Consider the following 22,298-nt stretch of genomic DNA (forward strand, 5'->3'; position numbering starts at 1 on the left):
GTGGTGCTTTCCGCCCCCGGCGGCCCGCCCTACGGCTGGACGTAGCCGTCGAGGAAGTCGCCGATCCTGGTCACCGCGTCGGTGATCTCCTCCGCCCGGGGCAGCGTGACCAGCCGGAAGTGGTCGGGCTCCGGCCAGTTGAAGCCGGTGCCCTGGACCAGCAGGATGCGCTCGGAGCGCAGCAGGTCGAGCACCATCCGGGCGTCGTCCTTGATCTTGTGGACCTTGGGGTCCAGCCGGGGGAAGGCGTACAGCGCGCCCTTGGGCTTGACGCAGCTGACCCCGGGGATGCGGTTCAGCAACTCGTACGCGGCGTCGCGCGAGGCGTGCAGCCGGCCTCCGGGCAGCACCAGGTCGCGGATCGACTGCCGCCCGCCGAGCGCGGCGGCCACCGCGTGCTGCGCCGGCATGTTGGCGCACAGCCGCATCGAGGCGAGCACGGTCAGGCCCTCGATGTAACTGCGGGCCCGCTGCCGCTCGCCGGAGAGCACCATCCAGCCGGAGCGGAAGCCGGCCACCCGGTACGCCTTGGACAGCCCGTTGAAGGTGACGCAGAACAGGTCCGGGGCCAGGGTGGCCAGCGGGACGTGCTCGGCGTCGTCGTAGAGGATCTTGTCGTAGATCTCGTCCGCGTAGACCACCAGCCGGTGCCGGCGGGCGATCTCGACGATGCCCTCCAGCACCTCGCGCGGGTAGACCGCGCCGGTCGGGTTGTTGGGGTTGATCACCACGACGGCCCTGGTCCGGTCGGTGACCCTGGCCTCCATGTCGGCGAGGTCCGGGTACCACTCGGACTGCTCGTCGCAGCGGTAGTGCACCGCGGTGCCGCCGGCCAGGGAGACCGAGGCGGTCCACAGCGGGTAGTCAGGTGCGGGGACGAGTACTTCGTCGCCGTCGTCCAGCAGCGCGGTCATGGCCAGCTGGATCAGTTCGGAGACGCCGTTGCCGAGGAAGACGTCGTCGACGGAGAGGCCGTGCAGCCCGCGGTCCTCGTAGTGCATGACCACCGCGCGGCGGGCGGAGAGCAGGCCCTTGGAGTCGCCGTAGCCGTGCGCGTTGGCGAGGTTGCGCAGGATGTCCTGGAGGATCTCCGGGGGCGCCTCGAATCCGAAGGTGGCGGGGTTGCCGGTGTTGAGCTTGAGGATGCGGTGGCCCTGTTCCTCCAGCCGCATCGCCTCGTCGAGCACCGGGCCGCGGATGTCGTAGCAGACGTTGGCGAGCTTGCTGGACTGGATGACCTGCATGTCCGCCTACTTTAGGGGTACGGAGGGGCCGTGCGGCGGGTCTCCGGAGGGGTGCTTCCGGGGGCTCGAACGGCCCCCTTGGATCGGCAGGCGGGGGTGGCGGGCGGCCTTCCGAACCGGCGGTCGGATGTCCGGAATGCTCCTGTACGCGAGGAGCGCCGTCGCGCGGTGACGCGGAAGGAGACGGACGGCACACCGCCCGGCGCGGGAGGATGTGGCCGGTGCGTCGATCGAGGAGGGGGTGCGCGGGTGGGTCCGGTCGTGGTCGCGGCGGTGCTGGTCGGTCTCCTGGTGGCTCCGCTGTTGCGCGGACTGGTCGCCCGGTTCGCGGTGCCGGAGGGCGAACCCTGGTGCGAGTACTGCCCGTCCTGCGGGCGCCCGGCGCGCCTGCTGCCGCCGACCGGGCGCTGCCCCGGCTGCCGGGAGCGGCTGGGCGCCGGCCCCTGGACGGTGGAGGCGGTCGCGGCGGCGGTCGCCGTCGCGGTGGGGTACGCGGCGGACCGGCCGGTGGTGGTGACCGTGGCGCTGGGCTGGGCGGCGGCGCTCGGCGTGGCCCTCGGCTTCGTCGACGCGCGGGTGCGCCGGCTGCCGTACCGGCTGACCCTGCCGCTGCTCGGCGGGGTGGCCGCGATGCTGCTGGCGGCGGCGCCGACCGCGGGCCCAGGGGTGCCGCTGCGCTGCCTGCTGGTCGCGCTCACGGTCGGAGGTGTGCTCGAACTGGCCGTCTGGCTGGGCGCGTTGGGCCCCGGCGACTCCCCGCTCGGCCTCGCGCTGGGCGGGCTGCTCGGCTGGTACGGCTGGTCGGTGGCGCTCGGCGGGCTGTTCGCCGCGATGGTGCTCGCCGGGCTCTGGGCCACCCTGCGGGCCGCCGCCGCGCTGGCCCGCCGCCGGCCGGTGCGCGGGCTCGACCTCCCGGTCGGCCCGTTCCTGCTGCTCGGCGCGCTCACCGCGGTCCTGGCGCGGTGAGCGCGAGCCCGGCACGAGTGGAGCCGTTCCCCGCGGGACCGTCCCGCGGGACCGCCCCGAAGAGCCGTCCCTAATAGAGGGGACAGCGGGAACGGAAGAGCCCGTCGTACCGGTTCGGTACGACGGGCCCCGCCGCCGACGCGCAGGCCCCACCCTCAAGGAGCGGCGCGCCGGGGGAGTTGAGCTCTTGGAGGCCTCGGCCTCGTGCCGTTACGGCATCTTGTGGACGAACGGGCCGACCGCGTTGGAGAACGCGTTGCCGTTGTTGACGTCCCAGTTGGTCGACCAGGTCATCGCGCCGCGGATGGTGGGCCACTTGGCCGGCGGCACGAAGCTGCCGCAGTTGTTGCCGGTGGCCAGGCAGTCCAGCGCGTTGTTCACCACGGTCGGCGAGACGTAGCCGCCGCCCGCCGCCCTGGTGGAGGCCGGGACGCCGATGCCCACCTGGTCCGGCCGCAGGCCGCCCTGGATCTGGGTGCAGACCTGGGAGGTGATGAAGTCGATGGTGCCCTGGGTGTAGACCTTGCCGTCGCAGCCGTTCATGCCGCCCGAGTTGTAGAACTGGGTGTTGACGACGGTGAGGATGTCCTTGGTCTTCAGCGCCAGCTGGAAGTAGGCGCCGGAGGTGCTGTACATCCCGATGGTCTCGGGCGCCATGGTCAGGACGAAGCCGGGGCCGACCTTGGCCTGCAGGGCGTGCAGCGCGTCGCCGAGCGGACCGGCCTGGACGCCGTTCTCCAGGTCGACGTCGATGCCGTCGAAGCCGTAGTCCTTGATGATCGCGTAGGCGCTGTTGACGAAGTTGGCGCCGGCCGTGGCGTCCCCGACGGTGATCGCGCCGTTCTGGCCGCCGATGGAGAGGATGACCTTCTTGCCGGCCGCCTGCTTGGCCTTGACGTCGGCGCGGAACTGGGCGTCGGTGTAGCCGCCGAGCGCCTTGGACAGGCCCGGGTCCAGGGTGAAGCTGATCGCGCCGGTCTTGGTCGGCACGGAGTCGGCGAAGGACACCGCGATGATGTCGTACGCGCTCTGGACGTCGCTCAGCCGCTGCACGGTCGAGTTGTTGTCGAAGTTCTGCCAGTAGCCGGTGACCACGTGGGCGGGCAGACCGGTGACCGGCGGGTTGGTGCTGGTCGGCGTGGCGGTGGGGGTCGCCGTCGCGGTCTGGGTGGGCGTCGGGGTCGCGGTCTGGGTGGGCGTCGCGGTGGCCGTCGGGGAGGCGGTGGCCGTGGGGGTCTGGGTGGGAGTGGCGGTCGGCGAGGGGGTGCCGGTGCCGCCGGGGCCGATCAGCGCGACGTCGTCGGCCAGGTAGGCGCTCTGGCCGTACCAGCCGTGCAGGTAGACGGTGACGCTGGTGGCGTTCGCCCCGGTGGTGAAGGTGGTGGACAGCTGGTTCCAGCTGTTCTGGTTCGACCAGACGGACGGGTCGGTGCCGCCGGTGCCGCGGGCGCCGAGGTAGGTGTACGGGCCCTGGACCCACGCGCTCAGCGTGTAGCTGGTGTTGGGCAGCACGCTGATGGTCTGGGTGCACTCGGCGGTGTCGCCGGCGCCCGGGGTGGCCTGGAGCGCGCCGGTGCCGGAGTGGACCGGGGAGGAGACCGTGGTCGCGGCGCCGGCGCAGACCCAGCCCCCGAGCCCGCCGTCGAAGCCGCCGTTGGTGACCAGGTTGCCGACCGCGGCGCTGGCGCCGCCGGCGAAGAGGGCGAGGCCGCTGCCGGCCAGGGCGAGGGCGGTGGCACCGGCCGCGACGACCGGGAGGGGGCTGCGCCGACGCTTGTGCGAAGGCTGGTTCAGCGTACGGGCCATGGGGTGACGCTCCTGGGGGAGGAGCGGCCGCCGCGGTGGGGGGCGCGGCGGCCGCGTGTGGGGGAGGGGAGGTCCGAAGTGAGCCTGTGGGGCGGAGGAGTGGAGGATCGTTCCGTCCCGGATCAAAAGCTGGACTAGACCATTGCTGGTCGTCAAGCATCGGACGAACGGCTTACGGTTCCGTTAAGGATTCGGAGACCGTTCCGTGTCCGCGCCCCGTGCGCCCCCGAACGCTTCCGTGACCCCTCGGGACGACCCCCGACACGCCGGTCGCGACAGACTTCGTACAGGACCGTGACCAGACCGCTACCTGCGGCTTTACCGTGCACCTGCGCGCCGGAGTAGGCTGCGCCGGGGGCGGTGACGCACCAGTTGCAACGAGTACGGAGGGGCCGCGAAACATGGGTCTGCGCGATGTCGTCGAACGGACGCCGGGTCTGCGCACCCTGCTCGGCGGGATGTACGGGCTCTACGGCCGACGGGTCGAGGTCCACCTCGCGCGCACCCCGCACCACATCGGCGTGATCCTGGACGGCAACCGCCGCTGGGCGAAGGCGACCGGCGGCTCCACCGCGTACGGCCACCAGCGCGGTGCGGACAAGATCAGCGAGTTCCTCGGCTGGTGCGACGAGACCCACGTCAAGGTCGTCACGCTGTGGATGCTCTCCACCGACAACCTGGACCGCCCGGCCGACGAGCTGGTCCCGCTGCTCGGCATCATCGAGGACGCCGTCACCGGTCTGGCCGCCGCCCGCCGCTGGCGGGTCAACCCGGTCGGCGCGCTGGACCTGCTCCCGCAGCACACCGCCGACGTGCTCAAGCGCGCCGCGGACCAGACCGCCGGGATCGACGGGATAACGGTCAACGTCGCGGTCGGCTACGGCGGCCGGCACGAGATCGCCGACGCCGTCCGTTCGCTGCTCCAGGAGCAGGCCGGACGCGGCACCTCGATCGAGGAACTCGCCGAGGTCCTGACCGTCGAGCACATCTCCGAGCACCTGTACACCCGCAACCAGCCCGACCCGGACCTGATCATCCGCACCTCGGGCGAGCAGCGGCTGTCCGGTTTCCTGCTCTGGCAGAGCGCGCACAGCGAGTTCTACTTCTGCGAGGCGTACTGGCCGGCCTTCCGCAAGGTCGACTTCCTGCGCGCGCTGCGGGCGTTCGAGCAGCGCCACCGGCGGATGGGGCTGTAGCCGGGGGAGGCGGGCCCCGCTCCCGGGGCCCTGCCCCGGCCGTCCGGGGAAAATGACCGCCGTAGGCCTGGCCTACCCGGCGGCCGCGCGAGGCCAAACGTTCACCGGCAATGATCCGTCAGTTCGCCGGGGGCGCGAATGCACCGCTCCCCGCCTGGGAATACTCCAGTCAGTCCGGTCCCGGGGCCACCGGGGCAGCGGGGCCGGCTTGCCGCGGATGACGCAGGGTCATCCGCTCTGGAGGCCTAGTGGTCAGTTCGAAGAGCCGCCGGACACCAGACCGGCGCACGTACGTTCTCGACACCAGCGTGCTCCTGGCGGACCCGCTCGCCATGACCCGCTTCGAGGAGCACGAGGTCGTCCTCCCGGTGGTGGTCGTCACCGAGCTGGAGGCCAAGCGGCACCATCCGGAGCTGGGCTACTTCGCCCGCCAGGCGCTGCGGCTGCTCGACGACTACCGGGTCCGCCACGGCCGGCTCGACGAGCCGATCCCGGTCGGCGAGCTCGGCGGCAGCATCCGGGTCGAGCTCAACCACTCCGACGTGTCGATACTGCCGGCCGGCTACCGCTCCGGAGGCGGCGAGGCGGACACCCGGATCCTCGCGGTCGCCCGCAACCTCCAGGCCGAGGGCTACGACGTCACCGTCGTGTCCAAGGACCTGCCGCTGCGGATCAAGGCCAGCTCGGTGGGGCTGCTCGCCGAGGAGTACCGGGCCGAGCTGGCGATCACCTCGGGCTGGACGGGCATGTCCGACCTGCACGTCCCGGCGGACCAGGTGGACGCGCTGTTCGCGGCCGGCCACGACGTCGCGCTGGACGTCGACGGGGCCGCCGAGCTGCCCGTCCACACCGGGCTGGTGCTGACCTCGGAGCGCGGGCGCGCGCTCGGCCGGGTCACCGGGGACGGCCGGGTGAGGCTGGTGCGCGGCGAGCGCGAGGCGTTCGGGCTGCGCGGGCGCAGCGCCGAGCAGCGGGTGGCGCTGGACCTGCTGCTCGACCCGGAGATCGGCATCGTCTCGATGGGCGGCCGGGCGGGGACGGGCAAGTCGGCGCTGGCGCTGTGCGCGGGGCTGGAGGCGGTGCTGGAGCGGAGGCAGCACCGCAAGGTGATGGTCTTCCGGCCGCTGTACGCGGTCGGCGGCCAGGAGCTCGGCTACCTGCCGGGTTCCGAGGCGGAGAAGATGGGCCCCTGGGCGCAGGCGGTCTTCGACACCCTGTCCGCGGTCACCACCCCGGACGTGATCGAGGAGGTCATCTCCCGCGGGATGCTGGAGGTGCTGCCGCTGACCCACATCCGGGGGCGCTCGCTGCACGACGCCTTCGTGATCGTGGACGAGGCGCAGTCGCTGGAGCGGAACGTCCTGCTGACGGTGCTGTCCCGGATCGGCCAGGGCTCGCGGGTGGTGCTCACCCACGACGTGGCGCAGCGGGACAACCTCAGGGTGGGCCGCTACGACGGCGTGGTGGCGGTGGTGGAGAAGCTGAAGGGCCATCCGCTCTTCGCCCACATCACGCTCACCCGCTCGGAGCGTTCGCCGATCGCGGCGCTGGTCACGGAGATGCTGGAGGACATCCACCCGTGATCCGCCCCTGACCGGTACATAGTCGGACAATACGGTCAACTTGCGGCCTGGGGCCCGTTCCTGACGGAGCGGGCTCCACCCGTTTCATCACATCGAGTGCTTTCTGTCAGGGAAACCGCCGGACGGTGAATGTGACATGCGCCACGCGGGCGGGAATTGCGTCGACCGTGTCCGGTGCGGCATGGTGAGGGTTCTGTCAGGCCCCGCGTACGGCGCGGCAGGGCTCCCGGACTCCGGGAGTCAGGCCCCGGAAGGTCCACCAACTCCGGTCGGTGGGCGCACAATTGAAGACCGTTGAGCCGTACGCCGCCCGAATTCCAACGCCCGGTCGCCTCACCTCGGCCGGACGCCGGGCCAGCACCTCCCGTGACCAGAGCACCGTGCGGAGGTCCGTGCCAAGGGGCATCTTGCGCCCGTACGGTCACGCGTGGGCGATGCTGGAAGGAATTCATGTGACTCGGATCTCGGTCCGGGGAGTCGCTGTGGCCTCCGCCACCGCCGTCACCGCTGTCGGTGCCGTCGTGGGTATGGCCGCGGGCAGCGAGGGCAAGGTGACGCAGACGGTCGACGTCGCCGGCGCGACCCTGCTTGCCGAAGTCCCCTCTGGCGCCCAGGCGCAGACCATCAGTGACAACATCGGCCAGCAGGCATCCGCCCAGCAGGCCTCCGCCGACGCCGCCGCGAAGGCGGCCGCGGAGCAGAAGGCCGCCGAGGAGGCCGCGCGCCAGCAGGCCGCCGCGGACGCCCAGGCGAAGGCCGACGCCCAGGCCAAGGCCGACGCGGAGAAGGCCGAGGCGGACAAGGCGGCCAAGGCCGCGGACGAGAAGCGCAAGGCCGACGAGGCCGCCGCCAACCGTTCCAAGTCCCGTTCGGCGATGACCGCCGTCGAGGACAGCGCGCCGCCGGTGTCGGTCAGCCCCGGCTCGGTCCAGGACCAGGCCCGGCAGATCGTCGGCAACGACGCGCAGTTCCAGTGCTTCAGCCAGATCGTGAAGCGCGAGAGCGGCTGGGACTACACCGCGACCAACAAGAGCTCCGGCGCGTACGGCCTGGTCCAGGCGCTGCCCGGCAACAAGATGGCCTCGGCCGGTGCCGACTGGCGCACCAACCCGGGCACCCAGATCAAGTGGGGCCTCAGCTACATGAACTCCCGCTACGGCAGCCCCTGTGGCGCGTGGTCGTTCTGGCAGTCGCACCACTGGTACTAGGAACAGTCGCCGCTCCGGCGGCGCGGTTCACCACGGCCCCCGGCCGCTCGCCCTGTTCGGGCGGGTGACCGGGGGTCGTGGCGTCTGCCGGAGCGGGCGGCCCCGGGCCGGGTGTCCCGGACCGAAGTGCTCCCGGGCCGGGGCGTGTTCCGCGGGGAAGAGGCGGACCGCGCCGCCCGGGCTGCGCTGACCAGTGCGCCTTCGGGCGGTGCGGTCCCGGGTGCGGACGCGGGGCGCGGGAAGGGGTCCTGGTTGCTTCCCGCACCGGCCGGTCCGCCGGCGGTTGGCCGTGGGGCGACCTCGGTGACTCGGCTCCGGGGTCTCGTCCCGACTCCTCCCCAGCGAAGTGTGTCCGAAACCATCTGAAACCTGGCGATTTGTCCGGTCCTCGGGATGGACGGTTCGAGTCGAACAGGTCGGCGACCGGACTCGCCGCGCCCGTGCCGGGTAGCGTCATCCCTGACGGCCGCGGCAGGACCCGCGGCGTACCGCCGGGCACGGCGGGTTCGGCAGGGGAGCGGTGGTAGCGAGGATGGCGCGGGGCGGAAAGGCCTTCAAGGCCGTGGCCAAGGGCATGGCCGTGGTGGCGAGCACGGCCGCCGTGATCGAGCGGCGCCGCCGTGCCGCGATGGCGGCGGACCTGCACGACCCGGCCGTCCCGACGCCGGCCGACGGGCGGGTGCCGGCATTCGCCGACGGGCGCGTCCCCGCGCTCGTCGAGCGGCCGGGGCCGGTCCCGGTTCCGCGGGGCGACTCGACCCCGGCGGTGCCGACGGGCTCCGCGGTCGACACGGTGAAGGCGGGCGACGCGGTCGGCACGGTCCAGGCGGCGCAGGCGGCGGAGGTGGCCCCGCCGGCCGCCGCGGCGGCTCCGGCCGTCGCGCCCGCACCGACCGCGCACGCCGGGCTCGGACGGGAGTACCACCCCGGCCGCCCGGCCACGCCCGCCGAGGCGGTGCCCTGGGGGCTGCGGGTGGCCGCCGAGTCGACCTGGCGGCTGCTGCTGCTCGGCGCCGCGCTCTACGTCGTCTTCTACGTGGTCGACATGCTGCGGCTGGTCGCCTTCTCGGTGCTGGCCTCGCTGCTGATCACCGCGCTGCTGGCGCCCTCGGTCTCCTGGCTGCGGCGGCGCGGGGTGCCGCGCTCGCTCGCGGCGGGCGGGGTGTTCCTCAGCGGTCTGGCCGGGATCGGGCTGGTCGGCTGGTTCGTGGTCTGGCAGGTGACCACCAACCTGACGGTCGTCACCAACCAGGTCAAGACCGGCGTCAACCAGCTGAAGGACTGGCTGATCACCGGTCCGCTGCACCTGACCGAGCAGCAGATCACCAACTTCGCGGACCAGATCACCAAGGCCATCACCACCAACACCGACCGGCTCACCTCGGTCTCGCTCACCGGCGCGCAGATCGCCGTCGAGGTGCTGACCGCGGTGATGATGACCTTCTTCAGCACCTTCTTCTTCCTCTACGACGGTGAGCGGATCTGGACCTGGCTGATCCGCGGGCTGCCCAGGCGCTCCCGCTTCGCGATGGCCGGAGCCGGCCCGAAGGCCTGGACCACGCTCACCGCGTACGTGCGCGGCACGGTCTGCGTGGCGTTCATCGACGCCGTCTGCATCGGCATCTGCATCGACCTGCTGGGTGTGCCGCTGGCGATGCCGCTGGCCGTGATCATCTTCCTGGGCGCCTTCGTCCCGCTGGTCGGCGCGCTGGTCACCGGCACCGTCGCGGTGCTGATCGGGCTGGTCACCCAGGGGCCGTGGACGGCGCTGATGGTGCTGGTGGTGCTGGTCGCGGTGATGCAGGTGGAGAGCCACATCCTCCAGCCGCTGATCCTCGGCCGGGCCGTACGGGTCCATCCGCTGGGCGTGGTCCTCGGCGTCGCGGCCGGCGGCATCATCGGCGGCATCGGCGGTGCGGTCGTCGCCGTCCCGCTGATCGCCGTCACCAACACCGTGGTCTCCCACCTGCGCCGCCGCAACGAGGCGGGCCAGGCCGTCTTCACCGCGCTCGAAGCGGCCCGCGAGGCCGCCGAGCGGACGGCGGCCGGCCACCCAGGGCCCGCCCGGCCCGGGCCTGCTCAGTCCGGGCCGACTCAGCCCGGGCCCGCCCGCTCCGCCCCGCCGGCCGCGCCCGTCGCCGACTGACCCCGCCGCGGCGGGGCCGCCGGCCCGAGGCGCGGCGCGGTCCGGGAGAACGACGACGGGCCGCTCCCGGACGTGGTGTCCGGGAGCGGCCCGTCGGGGTGCCGGGGTGCGTCAGGCGTCGACGGCGGCCAGGGCGGCCTCGGAGTCGAGGACGCCGGCCACGGCCTGCAGGACGGCGGCGATCTTCATCGAGGCCTGGATGACCTCGCGCTCGACGCCGGCCTTGCGCAGGACGGCCTCGTGCGAGTCGAGGCACTGGCCGCAGCCGTTGATGGCCGAGACCGCGAAGCACCAGAGCTCGAAGTCGATCTTCTCGACGCCCGGGGTGCCGATGATGTTCATCCGCAGACCGGCCCGCATCGTGCTGTACTCCTTGTCGGAGAGCAGGTGCAGCGTCCGGTAGTAGACGTTGTTCATCCCCATGATCGCGGCCGCGCCCTTGGCGGCGGTGTACGCCTCCGGGGAGAGGTTGGCCTTGGCCTCGGGCTCCAGCTCGCGCAGCAGGCCGGGGCTGCGGGTGGCCATCGCGCAGGACAGCACGGTGCCCCAGAGCTGCTGGGCGGGGAGGTCGGAGTTGCCGATGACCGAGCCCAGGTTGAGCTTGAGGTCCTTGGCGTAGTCCGGGAGGGCGGCCTTCAGGTCGTCGAGGGCCATGGGTCAGCCCGCCAGCAGGGCCTGGGCGTCGAGGGTGTCCTCGCCCTTGGTCCAGTTGCACGGGCACAGCTCGTCGGTCTGCAGGGCGTCCAGCACCCGCAGGACCTCCTTGGGGTTACGGCCGACGGAGCCGGCGGTCACCATGACGAACTGGATCTCGTTGTTCGGGTCCACGATGAAGACGGCACGCTGGGCGGTGCCGTCCTCGCCCTCCACGCCGCAGGCGCGCATCAGGTCGTGCTTGACGTCGGCCAGCATCGGGAACGGCAGGTCGCGGAGGTCCTTGTGGTCCTTGCGCCAGGCGTGGTGCACGAACTCGGAGTCGCCGGAGACGCCGAGGATCTGGGCGTCGCGGTCGGCGAACTCGTCGTTCAGCTTGCCGAACGCGGCGATCTCGGTCGGGCAGACGAAGGTGAAGTCCATCGGCCAGAAGAAGACGACCTTCCACTTGCCCTCGTAGGACTTGTGGTTGATGTCGGCGAAGGCACTCGCGGCGTCCAGGTCGACACAGGCCTTGAGGTCGAACTCGGGGAACTTGTCACCAATCGTGAGCACGTTCGCTTCTCCTGAAGTGAGGTGAGGGGAATTTGTCCGGAATCCGGACACCACTCACAGTTCCACATCGTGGACTGATCAGGGAAATAGCTACACTGGATGTGTCTGATCGGAGATTGCTATCAGTACCGAATCCCCCATGTCGCGGCCGGGTCCCCGCAGGAAGGCCGGCTCCAAGGCCGCCCCGACTGTGGCGAGCGCCACAGTCCGCAGCCCCCGCACCCCGACGGTCGCCCAGCTCCGGGCCTTCGTCGCGGTGGCCGAGCACCGGCACTTCCGCGAGGCCGCCGCCGCCACCGGGACCAGCCAGCCGGCACTGTCCGGGGCGGTCGCGGCGCTGGAGGAGTCGCTCGGCGCGCAACTGGTCGAGCGTACGACGCGCAAGGTGATTGTCACCCCACTGGGGGAGCGTGTGCACCAGCACGCCCGCCGGGTGCTCGCCTCCCTCCAGGCCCTCACCGAGGAGGTCGAGGCCGCCCGCCGCCCGTTCACCGGGCCGCTCCACCTGGGCGTCATCCCGACCGTCGCGCCCTACCTGCTGCCCACCGTGCTGCGGCTGGTCCGCGACGGCTTCCCGGAGCTGGAGCTGCACGTCCACGAGGAGCGCACCTCCTCGCTGCTGGAGGGCCTGGCCGCCGGGCGGCTGGACGTCCTGCTGCTCGCGCTGCCGGCCGGCGGGGCCTCGCCGACCAGGGACATCCCGCTGTTCGACGAGGACTTCGTGCTGCTCACCCCGCCCGGCCACCCGCTCGCCGGACGGATCGACGTGCCGCGCGACGTGCTGCTCGACCTGGACGTGCTGCTGCTGGAGGAGGGCCACTGCCTGCGCGACCAGGCGCTGGACATCTGCCGCGAGGTCGGCGTCGACCCGACGGGCTCGACCACCCGCGCGGCCGGTCTGTCCACCCTGGTCCAGTTGGTGGCCGGCGGCCTCGGGGTGACCCTGCTGCCCGCCACCGCGCTGGACGTCGAAGCCGGACGCACCGACCGGCTGGCCGCCGTCCGCTTCGCCGCCCCTGCCCCCGGCCGCCGGATCGGGCTGGCCGTCCGGCCGGGCTCGGCCCGCAGCGCCGAGTACGAGCGCTTCGCGGCCGCGCTGCGCGAGGTGCTGGTGGAGCTTCCGGTCCGGATCGTCTCCTGAGGCCCGTCCCCGGCGGGCGCTACGGCGTGGGCCGGCCCACCGCCGGGGTGCCCAGGCAGAGTCCGACGGTCGTCGCGACCAGCAGCTCCAGTGCCTCCACGGTGTCCGGTCCTGGCCGGTTCCCGGGGCTGCGCAGGGCGAGGTGGCGGGCCGTCAGCCCGTCGAAGCCGCTGAGGAAGTGGACGGCGATCCGGTGGGCGGGCACGGCCAGGGTCAGGCCGTGGGCGGCCGCGAGGGCGCCGATCATCTCGGTGGCGGTGCCCTCGATGTCGTGCTGGAGCCCGAGCATGATCTCCCGCATGTCCGGGTCGCGCATCGCCAGCGCCTCGAACTCGCTCAGCAGCACGCAGCGTCCGTGCTCGCCGGTGGTGGCCTCCCAGAGTGCGTGCACCAGGGTGCGGACCTGCTCGCCGAACGCGCCGTCGCCGGGGGAGGCGGCGCGCACCTCGCCGACGAAGTCGGACTTCAGCTGCTCGACGACCGCCCGGTAGAGGTCCTTCTTGGTGCCGAAGGTGTAGTGCACCGTCGCCTGCGCCACGCCCAGCTCGGCCGCGATGGCGCGGGTGCTGCCGGCGGCGATTCCTTCCCGGGCCATCAGGTCGATCGCGGCCTGGACCAGTTGGGGTCGGCGCTCGGAGGCGGGGACGTGAGCCATCCAGCCAGGGTAGCGCTATGGTCGGGCAACTGCGTCATACGATTTTGTCGTCCAACTTTGTCAACTGACAAAGTTGCGTCTACCGTGGGGCGGGTTCCGTCCAGGCAGCCGCCTGTCCGACGACAGACCGAGGGGACCCATGGCCACCTACCTGTACCGACTGGGGCACTTCAGCTTCCGGCGAAGGCGCGCCGTGCTGGCGGTCTGGATCGCCCTGCTGATCGCGGTCGGCGGCGCCGCCGGCGCCTTCGCCGGCAAGACCAGCGACGAGTTCAAGGTGCCGGGCACCGAGGCGCAGAGCACGCTGGACCGGATCAAGGACACCTTCCCCGAGCAGGGCCACGGCTCCGCCCAGGTCGTCTTCGCCGCCCCGGCCCCCGGTGGCGCCACCACCCCGGAGGCGGGCGAGGCGATCGGCGAGGCGGTCGGCCGGATCGCCGCCGTCCCCGGCGTGGCCGCGGTGCCCGACCCGTACGCGACCGGAGCCGTCTCGCCCGACGGCCGGGTCGCGATCGCCCTGGTCTCCTTCGACCACAAGCTCGCCGACGTCACCGACCGGCAGCGCGAGGCCGTGAAGGCCGCCGCCGAGCCGGCCCGCGCGGCCGGGCTGGACGTGGCCTTCGGCGGCGACGCGTACAACCGGATGGCCGAGATCGAGGGCGGCGCCGAGGCGGTCGGCCTGGTGGTCGCCGGGGTGGTCCTGGTGATCACCCTCGGCACGCTGGTCGCCGCCGGGCTGCCGCTGCTGACCGCCCTGGTCGGGATCGGCGTGGCGATGGCCGGGATCCTGGCGCTCTCCGGCTCCTTCGAGATCATCACCACCGCGCCGGTGCTCGCCCTGATGGTCGGCCTCGCGGTCGGCATCGACTACGCGCTGTTCATCGTCTCCCGGCACCGCCGCCACCTGGACGAGGGGCTGGAGCCGGACGAGGCCGCCGCCCGGGCCACCGCGACCGCCGGCAGCGCCGTCGTCTTCGCCGGACTCACCGTGGTCGTGGCGCTCGCCGGACTGGCCGTCGCGGGCGTCCCGTTCCTCACCGTGATGGGCCTGGCCGCCTCCGCCGCCGTCGTGGTGGCCGTCCTGGTGGCGATCACCCTGCTGCCCGCGCTGCTCGGCTTCGCCGGCCGCCGGATCGACCGGCTGCCGGTCTGGAAGCGGGCACTGCGCACCGGCGGCCGCACCACCCTGGGCGAGCGCTGGGGCCGCTTCGTGGTCCGCCGTCCGCTGCCCGTCCTGCTGGTCGGACTGGCCGGTCTCGGCGCCCTGGCGGTGCCCGCCGCGAGCCTGGACCTGGGCCTGCCGGGCGGCGGTTCGCAGGCCGCGGGGACGGACGCGCGCAAGGCGTACGACCTGGTCGGCGACAGCTTCGGGCCGGGTTTCAACGCGCCGCTGGTGGTCGTGGTGGACGCCGCGGGCGCGCCGCGGCCCGAGCAGGCGGTGCAGGGCGTGGCCGCGGAGCTCCAGAGCCTCAGGGGCGTCGGGACGCTGCTGCCGCCGGCCGTCGACCAGGCGAGCGGCACCGCGCTGGTGACCGTCATCCCGCGGACCGGTCCCGACCACGCGGACACCAGGGCGCTGGTCAACGAGATCCGTGACCGGAAGGCGGAGTTGAAGGCGGCGACCGGCGCGGACATCGCCGTCACCGGCACCACGGCCGCCAACATCGACGTCTCCACCAAGCTCGGCCAGGCGCTGCCGCCGTTCCTCGCGGTGATCGTCGGCATCGCGGTGCTGCTGCTGGCGCTGGCGTTCCGCTCGGTGCTCGTCCCGCTCAAGGCGGTGGCCGGCTTCCTGCTCAGCGTCACCGCCTCGCTCGGCGCGGTGGTCGCGGTCTACCAGTGGGGCCGGCTGGACGGGTTGATCGACGTGCCCAAGGTCGGCCCCGTGGTGAGCTTCGTGCCGATCCTGCTGATCGGCGTGCTGTTCGGGCTGGCGATGGACTACGAGCTGTTCCTGGTCTCCGGGATGAAGGAGCAGCACGTCCACGGCGCGGCGCCGCGCGAGGCCGTGGTGGCCGGTGTGCGGAACGGGGCCAGGGTGGTCACCGCGGCCGCGCTGATCATGGTGGCGGTGTTCGGCTCGTTCGTCTTCGGCCACGACCCGATCGTCCAGCCGATCGGCTTCGCCCTCGCGGTGGGCGTGCTGGTGGACGCCTTCGTGGTGCGGATGGCACTGGTGCCGGCCGCGATGGCACTGTTCGGCAGGGCCGCCTGGTGGTTCCCGAAGCGGCTGGAGAAGGTCGTGCCGCGGGTGGACATGGAGGGCGAGCAGCTGATCGCCCGCCTGAAGGAGCAGGAGCAGGAGCCGTCGGCGAAGGAACCGGCCGGGATCTGACGGACAGGGGCTGACGGCCGGGGTCTGACGGAGGGGGCCGACGGCCCGTACGAGGCGCCCGGTGGGACCGTTCCCGCCGGGCGCGCCGTCGCGCCCCGGGCCGGGACCGGGGGGTTACGGCTGCGGCAGCCGCTGCTCGAACCAGACCACCTTGCCGGTGCCCAGCCGGGTCGCGCCCCAGCGGTCCGCGCACCGGGCGACTATCTGGAGCCCGCGTCCGCGTTCCTCCTCGGGACCGGTGCGGCGCGGGCGCGGCAGCAGCGGGCTGTCGTCGCCGACCTCGCAGCGCAGCCGGGAGGTGCGCACCAGGCTCAGGGTGACCGGCCGGGTCGCGTGCTGGACGGCGTTGGTCACCAGCTCGCTGACCATCAGCTCGGTCGCCTCGCAGAGCTGGTCCAGCCCCCAGCGGCGCAGCGTGTGCGCGGCCAGCCGGCGGGCCCGGCCCGGCGTCTCGTTGCGCGGCTGGAGGTACCAGTGCGCGACGTCCCCGGCCGGGATGCCGTCGAAGCAGGCGCCGAGCAGGGCGATGTCGTCGCCGCGGTCGCCGGGCGGCAGGATCCGCAGCGCCTCCTGGCACAACTGCTCGGGGGACTGCCAGCGGGCCGCGGCGATCCGGGCGCGGAGCAGCTCCAGGCCGTCGCTGATCGGGCGGGTACGGGTCTCCACCAGGCCGTCGGTGAACAGCAGCAGCGCCGAACCCGGCGGCGCGGGCAGTTCGACCGAGTTGAAGTCCACCCCGCCGACGCCGATCGGCGCCCCGGAGTCCAGCTCCACCAGCTCGGCCGTCCCGTCGGGGCGGACCAGCACCGGCGGGACGTGCCCGGCGTTGGCCATCACCACCCGGTTGGCGATCGGGTCGTACACCGCGTACACGCAGGTGGCCAGGTGCTGTTCGCGGCCGAGCCGCTGGGCCTGCTCGTCCAGGTGGTAGAGCACCTCGTGCGGCGGCAGGTCGAGGGCGGCCAGGGTCTGGGCGCTGGTGCGCAGCTGGCCCATGATCGCGGCCGAGGTGAGCGAGTGGCCCATCACGTCGCCGACGATCAGGGCGACCCGGTTGCCGGGCAGCGGGACGGCGTCGTACCAGTCGCCGCCGACCTGCGCGCCGCGCTCACCGGGCAGGTAGCGCTGGGCGATCCGCACACCGTGCGACTGCGGCAGGCGCAGCGGCAGCATGCTGCGCTGGAGTTCGTTCGCTATCTCCCACTCGCGGGCGTAGCGCAGCGCGGTGTCCACGGCCAGCCCGGCCTGGGTGGCGAGGTGCGCCGCGGTCGCGGTGTCCGCGGCGTCGAAGACCGGGCGGCCGGTGCGTTCGGGAGGGCGGCGGATCAGTATCAGCAGCCCGAGGACGGCCTTGCGGCCGCGCAGCGGCAGGGCGAGGACGGAGGTGCCGGCCGCCAGCCGGGCCACCCCGCGGGGGCCGTACAGCTCGCGGAGCAGGACCTCGGTGCGCGCGGCGCCCGGGGTGCCGAGGACGGCCGGTTCGGCGGGGCGGCGGCTCAGCAGGGCGTGGGCGAGCGCTCCGCCGCGGGTCACCGGGGTGGCCGGGCCGCCGTCGGCGGTGGAGCGGGCGCCGTAGCGGGAGCGCCGCCGGTCGTCCAGACCGCTCGGGCGGCCGCGGCGGCCGATTCGGGTGCCGGTGCTGTGGTGTATCCGCAGCTCCTCGGGGAAGCCGGGCTCGCGTTCCACGTTGGGCAGCGGGTCGCGCAGGTGGACGACGGCGGCGTCGGCGATGGTCGGGACCAGCACCCGGCCGATGTTGCGCAGCGTCGCGGCGAGGTCCAGGGCGCTGTTGATCCGCCGGGTCGCCGAGTCGAGGTACGCCAGGCGGTCCGCCATCTCGGTGCGCTCCGGACGCGCGGCCGTTCGCCTCGCCGGGCCCGCAGGCGCTGCCGGGGCCAGGGTCAGGGCCGGTGTCACGGCCGGGGCCGGGGCCGGGACCTGGCGGCGCTGGCCCGGGACGGCGGTCGGCTGCTCCGCCTCGGTCTTGAGCTGGTCGCGCACGGCTGCCTGTCCTGGATTCGGTGTGGTCGGTGAGCTGTTCTGTTGCGCGGTCGCGGGTGCGGCCTGCTGTCCCGGTTCGATCAGCCGACGCGTCGACAGCACAGGAACAGCTGTTCCTCCGGCGGCAGCGAGGTACTGGCCGGCGCGTACGGATGCCCCGAGCACTCCTCGACGGCGAAGCCGGCCGAGACCAGAACCCGCTCCAGATCCTCCCTCAGATACCCACTGATCCGCAGCTCTCTGCCAAGGAACGGAAGCGGAACGTGATCCAGGTCAGCCTCGACCATACCGAGCGCCAGCAGTCCGCCCGGCCGCAGGAGTTCGCGCAGCCGCCCGAGCACGGTAGGGATCTCGTCCTGGGGCAGCAGGATCAGCGAGAAGAACGCGGTGACGGCGGCGAAGCGGCCCCGGCCGTCCGGCCCCAGTCCGGGGGCGTTCCAGACCCGGTCCGCGCGCTCGGTGGCCAGATCGTACAGGTCGATCCGATGGAACACCGGCGGGAATTCGCCGGGGAAGCCGGTCCGCCCGGCCAGGGTGAGCATCCCGTCGGAGAGGTCCACACCGGTGACCCGGAGTCCGGCGGCGGCCAGCTGGCGGACGGTCGGGTCACCGGTGCCGCAGCCCACGTCCAGGACCCGGGCGCCGGGTTCGAGCCCGGCGAGCAGCCGCCGGCCGCAGGCCAGCTGTCCATCCTTGGCGGGGAAGGCCTCGCCGTACCCGTTGCCGATGGTGTCGAAGGCGACCGCCTGCAGGGCCCGGGCCGCCCGGCGGCGCCGTACCTCGGGCTCGTCGTCCCCGGCGTCCTCGCCGACGGGGAACGGGTCGGATATCTGTCCGGTCGTCACGTTGCGAGGCACCCTTCCACCCGTGGCCTCCGGTGGCTCCTCCGCGGCCTCTCGGGCCGCTGCCGGTGGCGGTACATCACGCTCTGCGTACCACACGGACGGACTGCACCCCGATGCGTTTCCGGCAGACACTCGTGTGCGTACTGGCATCTGAGAATATGCGTGATCACTGCGCCATGGGGTCCCTTTCCGGCCAACTCGCCGTACTTGGTCCGGTGTGGCCGGAGTTGCGGAAGCACGAGGGTGCGGGCGGGGTTGTGCGCCGGAGCCCGCACGCCGGACGGCGCGCCTGGAGGGCGTCGATGACCTGCGGTTTCTCCGATCCGTGGGCTGAATATCTGACGTTTATCGAACGTCAATCGGTCCGGTGCACAGTGGAGTCCAGCGCCGGGGAAGCGTTGAGGGCGCTCCCGCAGCCGGGGGGCTGCGGGAGCGCCAGCGCGCGGAACGGGGGAGGTGCTCCGTTGGGGGACGGAGGCCTTACGGCGCGGGGGGAGAGAGGGGCTCGGTGTGCTGCTGGGAGATGAGGTCCGCCACGGGGGAGGCCTCAGGCACACCGAGCCGAGTGAAGATCGCGTGCGCCTCCTGGAGACAGGCGAGTCCACGGGCCGGCTGGGCGAGCGTCAACAGGGCCTCGCCCAGCGTGGCGTTCGCCAGCCCCTGGCAGTAGGCGGAGTCCATCTCCTGCCCGATCGCCAGCGACTCGCCGGCCGCCGAGGCGGCCTCGGCGGGCTGCTCGGAGACCAGCAGGGCGGAGGCGAGCCTGGCCAGGGTGTAGCCCTCCCACAGCGAGTTGCGCTGGGCCCGGTACAGCCGGTGCGCCTCCCGCAGGTGCGGCACGGCCTCGCCGCCGGGGAGCACCACGCCCAGCTGGTAGAGGGTCTGGGCGAGCAGCGGACCGTTCCTGGACGCCCTGGCGGCGGCGACGCCCTCCTCGGCGGAGCGGATCGCCGTCCCGGTCATGCCGAGCCGGTGCTGCACCCGGGCCATGTTGCTGACGATCCTGGCCTCGAGGACGGGCGCGGCGACGGCCTGGCTGGTGGCCCTGGCCTGTTCGAGGAACGGCAGCGCCTCCGCCGGACGGTTGCCCACGTTCAGGATCACGCCCAGCATGTTGGCCGTGGCGAGGAGGAGGACGGTCGGTTCGTCCGAGGCCTGGTGCTCCAGGCTCCGGCGGAAGGACTGCTCGGAGCCCTGGAAGTCGCTGGTGACGGACTGGAGGGTGCCGAGGACGAAGTACACCCGGGCGATCCCGGCGGAGTCGTCACGGCGCTGGGCGTCCTCGCCGATGGCCTCCAGGACCCGGAGCACGCGCGGGCCGCGGGTCGGGTCCGGGTCGATGCTGAACAGGTAGTTCAGCAGGTCGATGGCAGCACGTTGCAGGGTTCCGGGGCCGCTCGCCGCCGCCTCGGCCGCGCTGAGCACCAGGGCACCCTCGGTGCCGAGCCAGTCCTGGGCGGCCTGGCTCGTCGGCAGGTCGAGACCGGGCGAGGTGAGAGTGGTCAGCAGTTCGGGCAGCTGGTCGTCCGGCTCGATGACCTGTGCCGCGTTGCGCACGGTCGGGATCAGCAGGCCGAGCAGCCGCAGAACCGCCTGCTCCTGCTCCTCGGTGTCCCCGATCCGCTCGTTCTGCCGCTGGGCGTAGAGCCGGAGCAGGTCGTGGTAGCGGTAGCGGCCGGGAGTGAAGCACTCCAGCATGTTCGCCTCGACCAGCGCCTCGGCGAGGTCCTCGGCGGTGTACTCGTCCATGCCGAGCAGCGCCGCGGCGGCCGCCAGCGGGATGTCGGGGGAGTCGATCAGGGCGAGCAGCCGAAAGGCGCGGGCCTCGGCCGGGGACAGCTGTCCGTAGCCGAGCCCGATGGTGGTCTCCACGGCGAGGTTGCCGAGCTGGAGCTCGTCCAGCCGCCGTCGCTGATCGGCTAACCGACGGGCCAGGTCGGAGACGCTCCAGCGCGGACGGCTGGCCAGCCGGGCGGCGGCGATGCGGACGGCCAGCGGCAGGAAGCCGCAGGCGGTGATCACTGCCGCGGCGGCCTCCGGCTCGGCGGCGACCCGCTGCTCACCGACGATGGCCGAGAAGAGCGCCAGCGCCTCGTCCGAGGTCAGCTCCTCGACGTCGAAGAGCTGTGCACCCGGGATGCCGGCCAGCCGGGAGCGGCTGGTGGCGAGCACCGCGCAGCCTGAGACGCCTGGGATCAGCGGCCGGATCTGGTCGGCGTCGCGGGCGTTGTCCAGCAGGATGAGCATCCGCCGGTTGGCGAGCAGCGAGCGGTAGAGGGCGGAGCGCTGTTCGAGCGAGTCGGGGTTCTCGGTGACGCCGAGCGCGTGCAGGAAGTCACCGAGGACGACGACGGGGTCGGCCGGCGAGGTGCCGGCTCCACGCAGGTCCACGTACAGCTGGCCGTCGGGGAACTCGGCCCGGACCCGGTGGGCGACGTGCACCGCGAGGGTGGTCTTGCCGACGCCGCCGATGCCGGCCAGCGAGGTCACCACCACGGCCTGCCCGGTGGCGTTCATCAGGACCGCGGAGAGGTCACCCACCAGCTCGGTACGGCCGCTGAAGTCCGATACGTCAGCCGGGAGTTGGGCCGGGGCCGGGGTTGCGGCCGAGCCGTCGTCGCGGGCGACGGGGGCGGACGAGGCGGAGAGGAGGAGAGCAGGGTCGGCCGCGAGGATGCGTGTGTGCATCGTGGACAGGCCCGCGCCTGGTTCGACCCCGAGCTCCTCGATCAGCAGCTTGCGGGTGTCGGAGTAGACGCCGAGCGCCTCGGCCTGGCGTCCGCAGCGGTACAGCGCCAGCATCAGCAGCTCGCGCAGGCGCTCGCGCAGCGGGTGCTCGGCCGTCAGGTTGTTCAGCTCGCCGACGACCTCCGCGTGCAGGCCGATGTCGAGTGCGGCGGCGCACAGCTCCTCGGCGGCGGTCACCTGGCGTTCGGCGAGCCGGAGCCGCTGGCTGTCGGCGTAGGGGCCGGGGATGCCGGTGAGCGGGCGGCCGCTGAACAGGTCCAGCGCCTGCGCCAGCAGTCGGTGGGCCTCGTGCCTGTCGCCGGCGGTCCTGGCGGCGGTGGCCTCGGTGGAGAGCCGTTCGAAGACCGTCAGGTCGAGCGCCTCGCCCGGGATGCGCAGCGCGTACCCGTCCGCGACCGAGACCAGCAGCTCGGCGGGCCGGCGGATCTCCCGGCGGGGCTCGATGACGGAGCGCAGGCGGGAGACGTAGGTCCGCAGCGCGGCCACGGCCTGGGCCGGAGGCCGTTCGCCCCAGAGCGCGTCGACCAGGTCCTGCGTGGCGACCGGGCGTCCGGAATGCAGCAGAAGGGCCGTCAGAACGGCTTGCTGTTGGGGGGATCCGAGGGGGACGGGGTTGCCGTCGAGCCAGGCCTGGACCGGGCCGAGGACTTGGAAGCGCAGCGCAGAGGCCTGCGGCGTCTCCCGAAACTCCATGAAGTCCCCCGATGGCCTGTGGTGTCGATTCCGTGAAAGGGCGCTCGGCGGTCCGCCGCGGTGCTTCAGCTTAGGCGGACGCCCGACTCTGCCGGACGGCACCGCAAGTCGCACGATGTTTATCGGACATTTAATCAACCCTACGATACTGTCCCCGCGCCCGTGCCATGGAGGCCGGGCAAGACACATTTGATGACCGAAAGGCGGCCGCCCAATGGCCAACGACCAGAGCGAGAACCCGGTGGCGTCGAAGCCCGAGAACGAGGCGAAGACCGAGGCCCCGGCCGCCGCTGTGGAGGCGGGCAAGGCTGTCGAGGGTGCGGTCACCGCGGCCTCGAACCCGGCCGAGTACGCCGCGCCGACCGACGAGCAGAAGGCGGACATAGAGTCCGGGCTTTTCGGTGACGAGGCCGAGCACGTGGTGGAGCCGACTGCGCCGGCCACCGGTGAGCCGGGCAAGAAGTACGTGCCGGAGAGCGTCGTGGGCGGCCACCCGTAAGCCGTTTCCGGTCGAGTGCCCCC

Annotated in this window: 16 protein-coding genes; 8 read left to right on the plus strand and 8 right to left on the minus strand. The window is 72.9% G+C overall.

The annotated features are described in order from the left end of the window. Window positions 1-29: 29 nt before the first annotated feature. Window positions 30-1,244 (minus strand): pyridoxal phosphate-dependent aminotransferase, encoded by a 1,215-nt coding sequence (locus ACZ7C5_RS14200; protein WP_401083036.1) that lies wholly within the window; start codon window positions 1,242-1,244, stop codon window positions 30-32. A gap of 249 nt (window positions 1,245-1,493) precedes the next feature. On the opposite strand from ACZ7C5_RS14200, the gene ACZ7C5_RS14205 reads away from it, so the two are divergent. Beyond that, complete coding sequence (locus tag ACZ7C5_RS14205; protein WP_470322676.1) at window positions 1,494-2,210, plus strand: prepilin peptidase; 717 nt, start codon at window positions 1,494-1,496, stop codon at window positions 2,208-2,210. Between the two features lie 210 nt (window positions 2,211-2,420). Here ACZ7C5_RS14205 and ACZ7C5_RS14210 read toward each other — a convergent pair whose 3' ends face one another. Further along, window positions 2,421-4,016, minus strand: coding sequence for a chitinase (locus tag ACZ7C5_RS14210; protein ID WP_401083041.1), 1,596 nt, complete (start codon window positions 4,014-4,016; stop codon window positions 2,421-2,423). A 401-nt stretch (window positions 4,017-4,417) separates the two neighbouring features. Between ACZ7C5_RS14210 and ACZ7C5_RS14215 the strand changes: the two genes are divergently transcribed. The 4 genes from ACZ7C5_RS14215 to ACZ7C5_RS14230 all read left to right on the plus strand — a co-directional run bounded on the left by ACZ7C5_RS14215 (window position 4,418) and on the right by ACZ7C5_RS14230 (window position 10,149). After that, window positions 4,418-5,212 carry an isoprenyl transferase gene (locus ACZ7C5_RS14215; RefSeq protein WP_188294917.1) on the plus strand — a complete coding sequence of 265 codons (795 nt, stop codon included), beginning with the start codon at window positions 4,418-4,420 and terminating at the stop codon, window positions 5,210-5,212. Window positions 5,213-5,460: 248 nt separating this feature from the next. Continuing rightward, on the plus strand, window positions 5,461-6,795 hold the full coding sequence (locus ACZ7C5_RS14220; RefSeq protein WP_188294916.1) for a PhoH family protein: 1,335 nt from the start codon (window positions 5,461-5,463) through the stop codon (window positions 6,793-6,795). Window positions 6,796-7,247: 452 nt separating this feature from the next. After that, a complete protein-coding gene (locus ACZ7C5_RS14225) occupies window positions 7,248-8,003 on the plus strand; it encodes an aggregation-promoting factor C-terminal-like domain-containing protein (RefSeq protein WP_470322677.1) in 756 nt (251 codons plus the stop codon). 532 nt (window positions 8,004-8,535) lie between these two features. Beyond that, a complete protein-coding gene (locus tag ACZ7C5_RS14230) occupies window positions 8,536-10,149 on the plus strand; it encodes an AI-2E family transporter (protein ID WP_401083049.1) in 1,614 nt (537 codons plus the stop codon). A gap of 111 nt (window positions 10,150-10,260) precedes the next feature. Here ACZ7C5_RS14230 and ACZ7C5_RS14235 read toward each other — a convergent pair whose 3' ends face one another. Continuing rightward, a complete protein-coding gene (locus ACZ7C5_RS14235) occupies window positions 10,261-10,803 on the minus strand; it encodes an alkyl hydroperoxide reductase (RefSeq protein ID WP_188296134.1) in 543 nt (180 codons plus the stop codon). Between the two features lie 3 nt (window positions 10,804-10,806). Further along, a complete protein-coding gene (locus tag ACZ7C5_RS14240; RefSeq protein WP_363429921.1) occupies window positions 10,807-11,358 on the minus strand; it encodes a peroxiredoxin in 552 nt (183 codons plus the stop codon). Between the two features lie 190 nt (window positions 11,359-11,548). On the opposite strand from ACZ7C5_RS14240, the gene ACZ7C5_RS14245 reads away from it, so the two are divergent. After that, the gene (locus ACZ7C5_RS14245; protein WP_470322678.1) at window positions 11,549-12,499 is read left to right on the plus strand and encodes a LysR substrate-binding domain-containing protein; all 951 of its coding nucleotides are present in this window, start codon (window positions 11,549-11,551) and stop codon (window positions 12,497-12,499) included. Window positions 12,500-12,518: 19 nt separating this feature from the next. Here ACZ7C5_RS14245 and ACZ7C5_RS14250 read toward each other — a convergent pair whose 3' ends face one another. Further along, the gene (locus ACZ7C5_RS14250) at window positions 12,519-13,154 is read right to left on the minus strand and encodes a TetR/AcrR family transcriptional regulator (RefSeq protein ID WP_401083057.1); all 636 of its coding nucleotides are present in this window, start codon (window positions 13,152-13,154) and stop codon (window positions 12,519-12,521) included. A 139-nt stretch (window positions 13,155-13,293) separates the two neighbouring features. On the opposite strand from ACZ7C5_RS14250, the gene ACZ7C5_RS14255 reads away from it, so the two are divergent. Continuing rightward, window positions 13,294-15,489 (plus strand): MMPL family transporter, encoded by a 2,196-nt coding sequence (locus ACZ7C5_RS14255; protein WP_401083059.1) that lies wholly within the window; start codon window positions 13,294-13,296, stop codon window positions 15,487-15,489. Between the two features lie 114 nt (window positions 15,490-15,603). Here the strand turns inward: ACZ7C5_RS14255 and ACZ7C5_RS14260 are convergent, their stop codons facing one another. The 3 genes from ACZ7C5_RS14260 to ACZ7C5_RS14270 all read right to left on the minus strand — a co-directional run bounded on the left by ACZ7C5_RS14260 (window position 15,604) and on the right by ACZ7C5_RS14270 (window position 21,776). Beyond that, entirely contained in the window at window positions 15,604-17,325 is a 1,722-nt protein-coding gene (locus ACZ7C5_RS14260; protein WP_470322779.1) for a SpoIIE family protein phosphatase, read from the minus strand. A gap of 245 nt (window positions 17,326-17,570) precedes the next feature. Then, window positions 17,571-18,242 (minus strand): class I SAM-dependent DNA methyltransferase, encoded by a 672-nt coding sequence (locus ACZ7C5_RS14265; RefSeq protein ID WP_401083725.1) that lies wholly within the window; start codon window positions 18,240-18,242, stop codon window positions 17,571-17,573. 573 nt (window positions 18,243-18,815) lie between these two features. Continuing rightward, window positions 18,816-21,776, minus strand: a complete 2,961-nt coding sequence (locus ACZ7C5_RS14270; RefSeq protein ID WP_401083065.1) for an AfsR/SARP family transcriptional regulator — start codon at window positions 21,774-21,776, stop codon at window positions 18,816-18,818. A 214-nt stretch (window positions 21,777-21,990) separates the two neighbouring features. Between ACZ7C5_RS14270 and ACZ7C5_RS14275 the strand changes: the two genes are divergently transcribed. Then, on the plus strand, window positions 21,991-22,275 hold the full coding sequence (locus ACZ7C5_RS14275) for a hypothetical protein (RefSeq protein ID WP_188296142.1): 285 nt from the start codon (window positions 21,991-21,993) through the stop codon (window positions 22,273-22,275). The last annotated feature ends 23 nt before the right edge of the window (window positions 22,276-22,298 follow it).

The sequence above is a fragment of the Kitasatospora sp. NPDC036993 genome (genome assembly GCF_055607525.1).

Coding starts and splice junctions, on each gene's coding strand:
- ACZ7C5_RS14255 (WP_401083059.1), top strand. CDS start 13,294: ATGGCCACCTACCTGTACCGACTGGGGCACTTCAGCTTCCGGCGAAGG.
- ACZ7C5_RS14270 (WP_401083065.1), bottom strand. CDS start 21,776: ATGGAGTTTCGGGAGACGCCGCAGGCCTCTGCGCTGCGCTTCCAAGTC.
- ACZ7C5_RS14215 (WP_188294917.1), top strand. CDS start 4,418: ATGGGTCTGCGCGATGTCGTCGAACGGACGCCGGGTCTGCGCACCCTG.
- ACZ7C5_RS14235 (WP_188296134.1), bottom strand. CDS start 10,803: ATGGCCCTCGACGACCTGAAGGCCGCCCTCCCGGACTACGCCAAGGAC.
- ACZ7C5_RS14230 (WP_401083049.1), top strand. CDS start 8,536: ATGGCGCGGGGCGGAAAGGCCTTCAAGGCCGTGGCCAAGGGCATGGCC.
- ACZ7C5_RS14260 (WP_470322779.1), bottom strand. CDS start 17,325: ATGGCGGACCGCCTGGCGTACCTCGACTCGGCGACCCGGCGGATCAAC.
- ACZ7C5_RS14210 (WP_401083041.1), bottom strand. CDS start 4,016: ATGGCCCGTACGCTGAACCAGCCTTCGCACAAGCGTCGGCGCAGCCCC.
- ACZ7C5_RS14275 (WP_188296142.1), top strand. CDS start 21,991: ATGGCCAACGACCAGAGCGAGAACCCGGTGGCGTCGAAGCCCGAGAAC.
- ACZ7C5_RS14250 (WP_401083057.1), bottom strand. CDS start 13,154: ATGGCTCACGTCCCCGCCTCCGAGCGCCGACCCCAACTGGTCCAGGCC.
- ACZ7C5_RS14200 (WP_401083036.1), bottom strand. CDS start 1,244: ATGCAGGTCATCCAGTCCAGCAAGCTCGCCAACGTCTGCTACGACATC.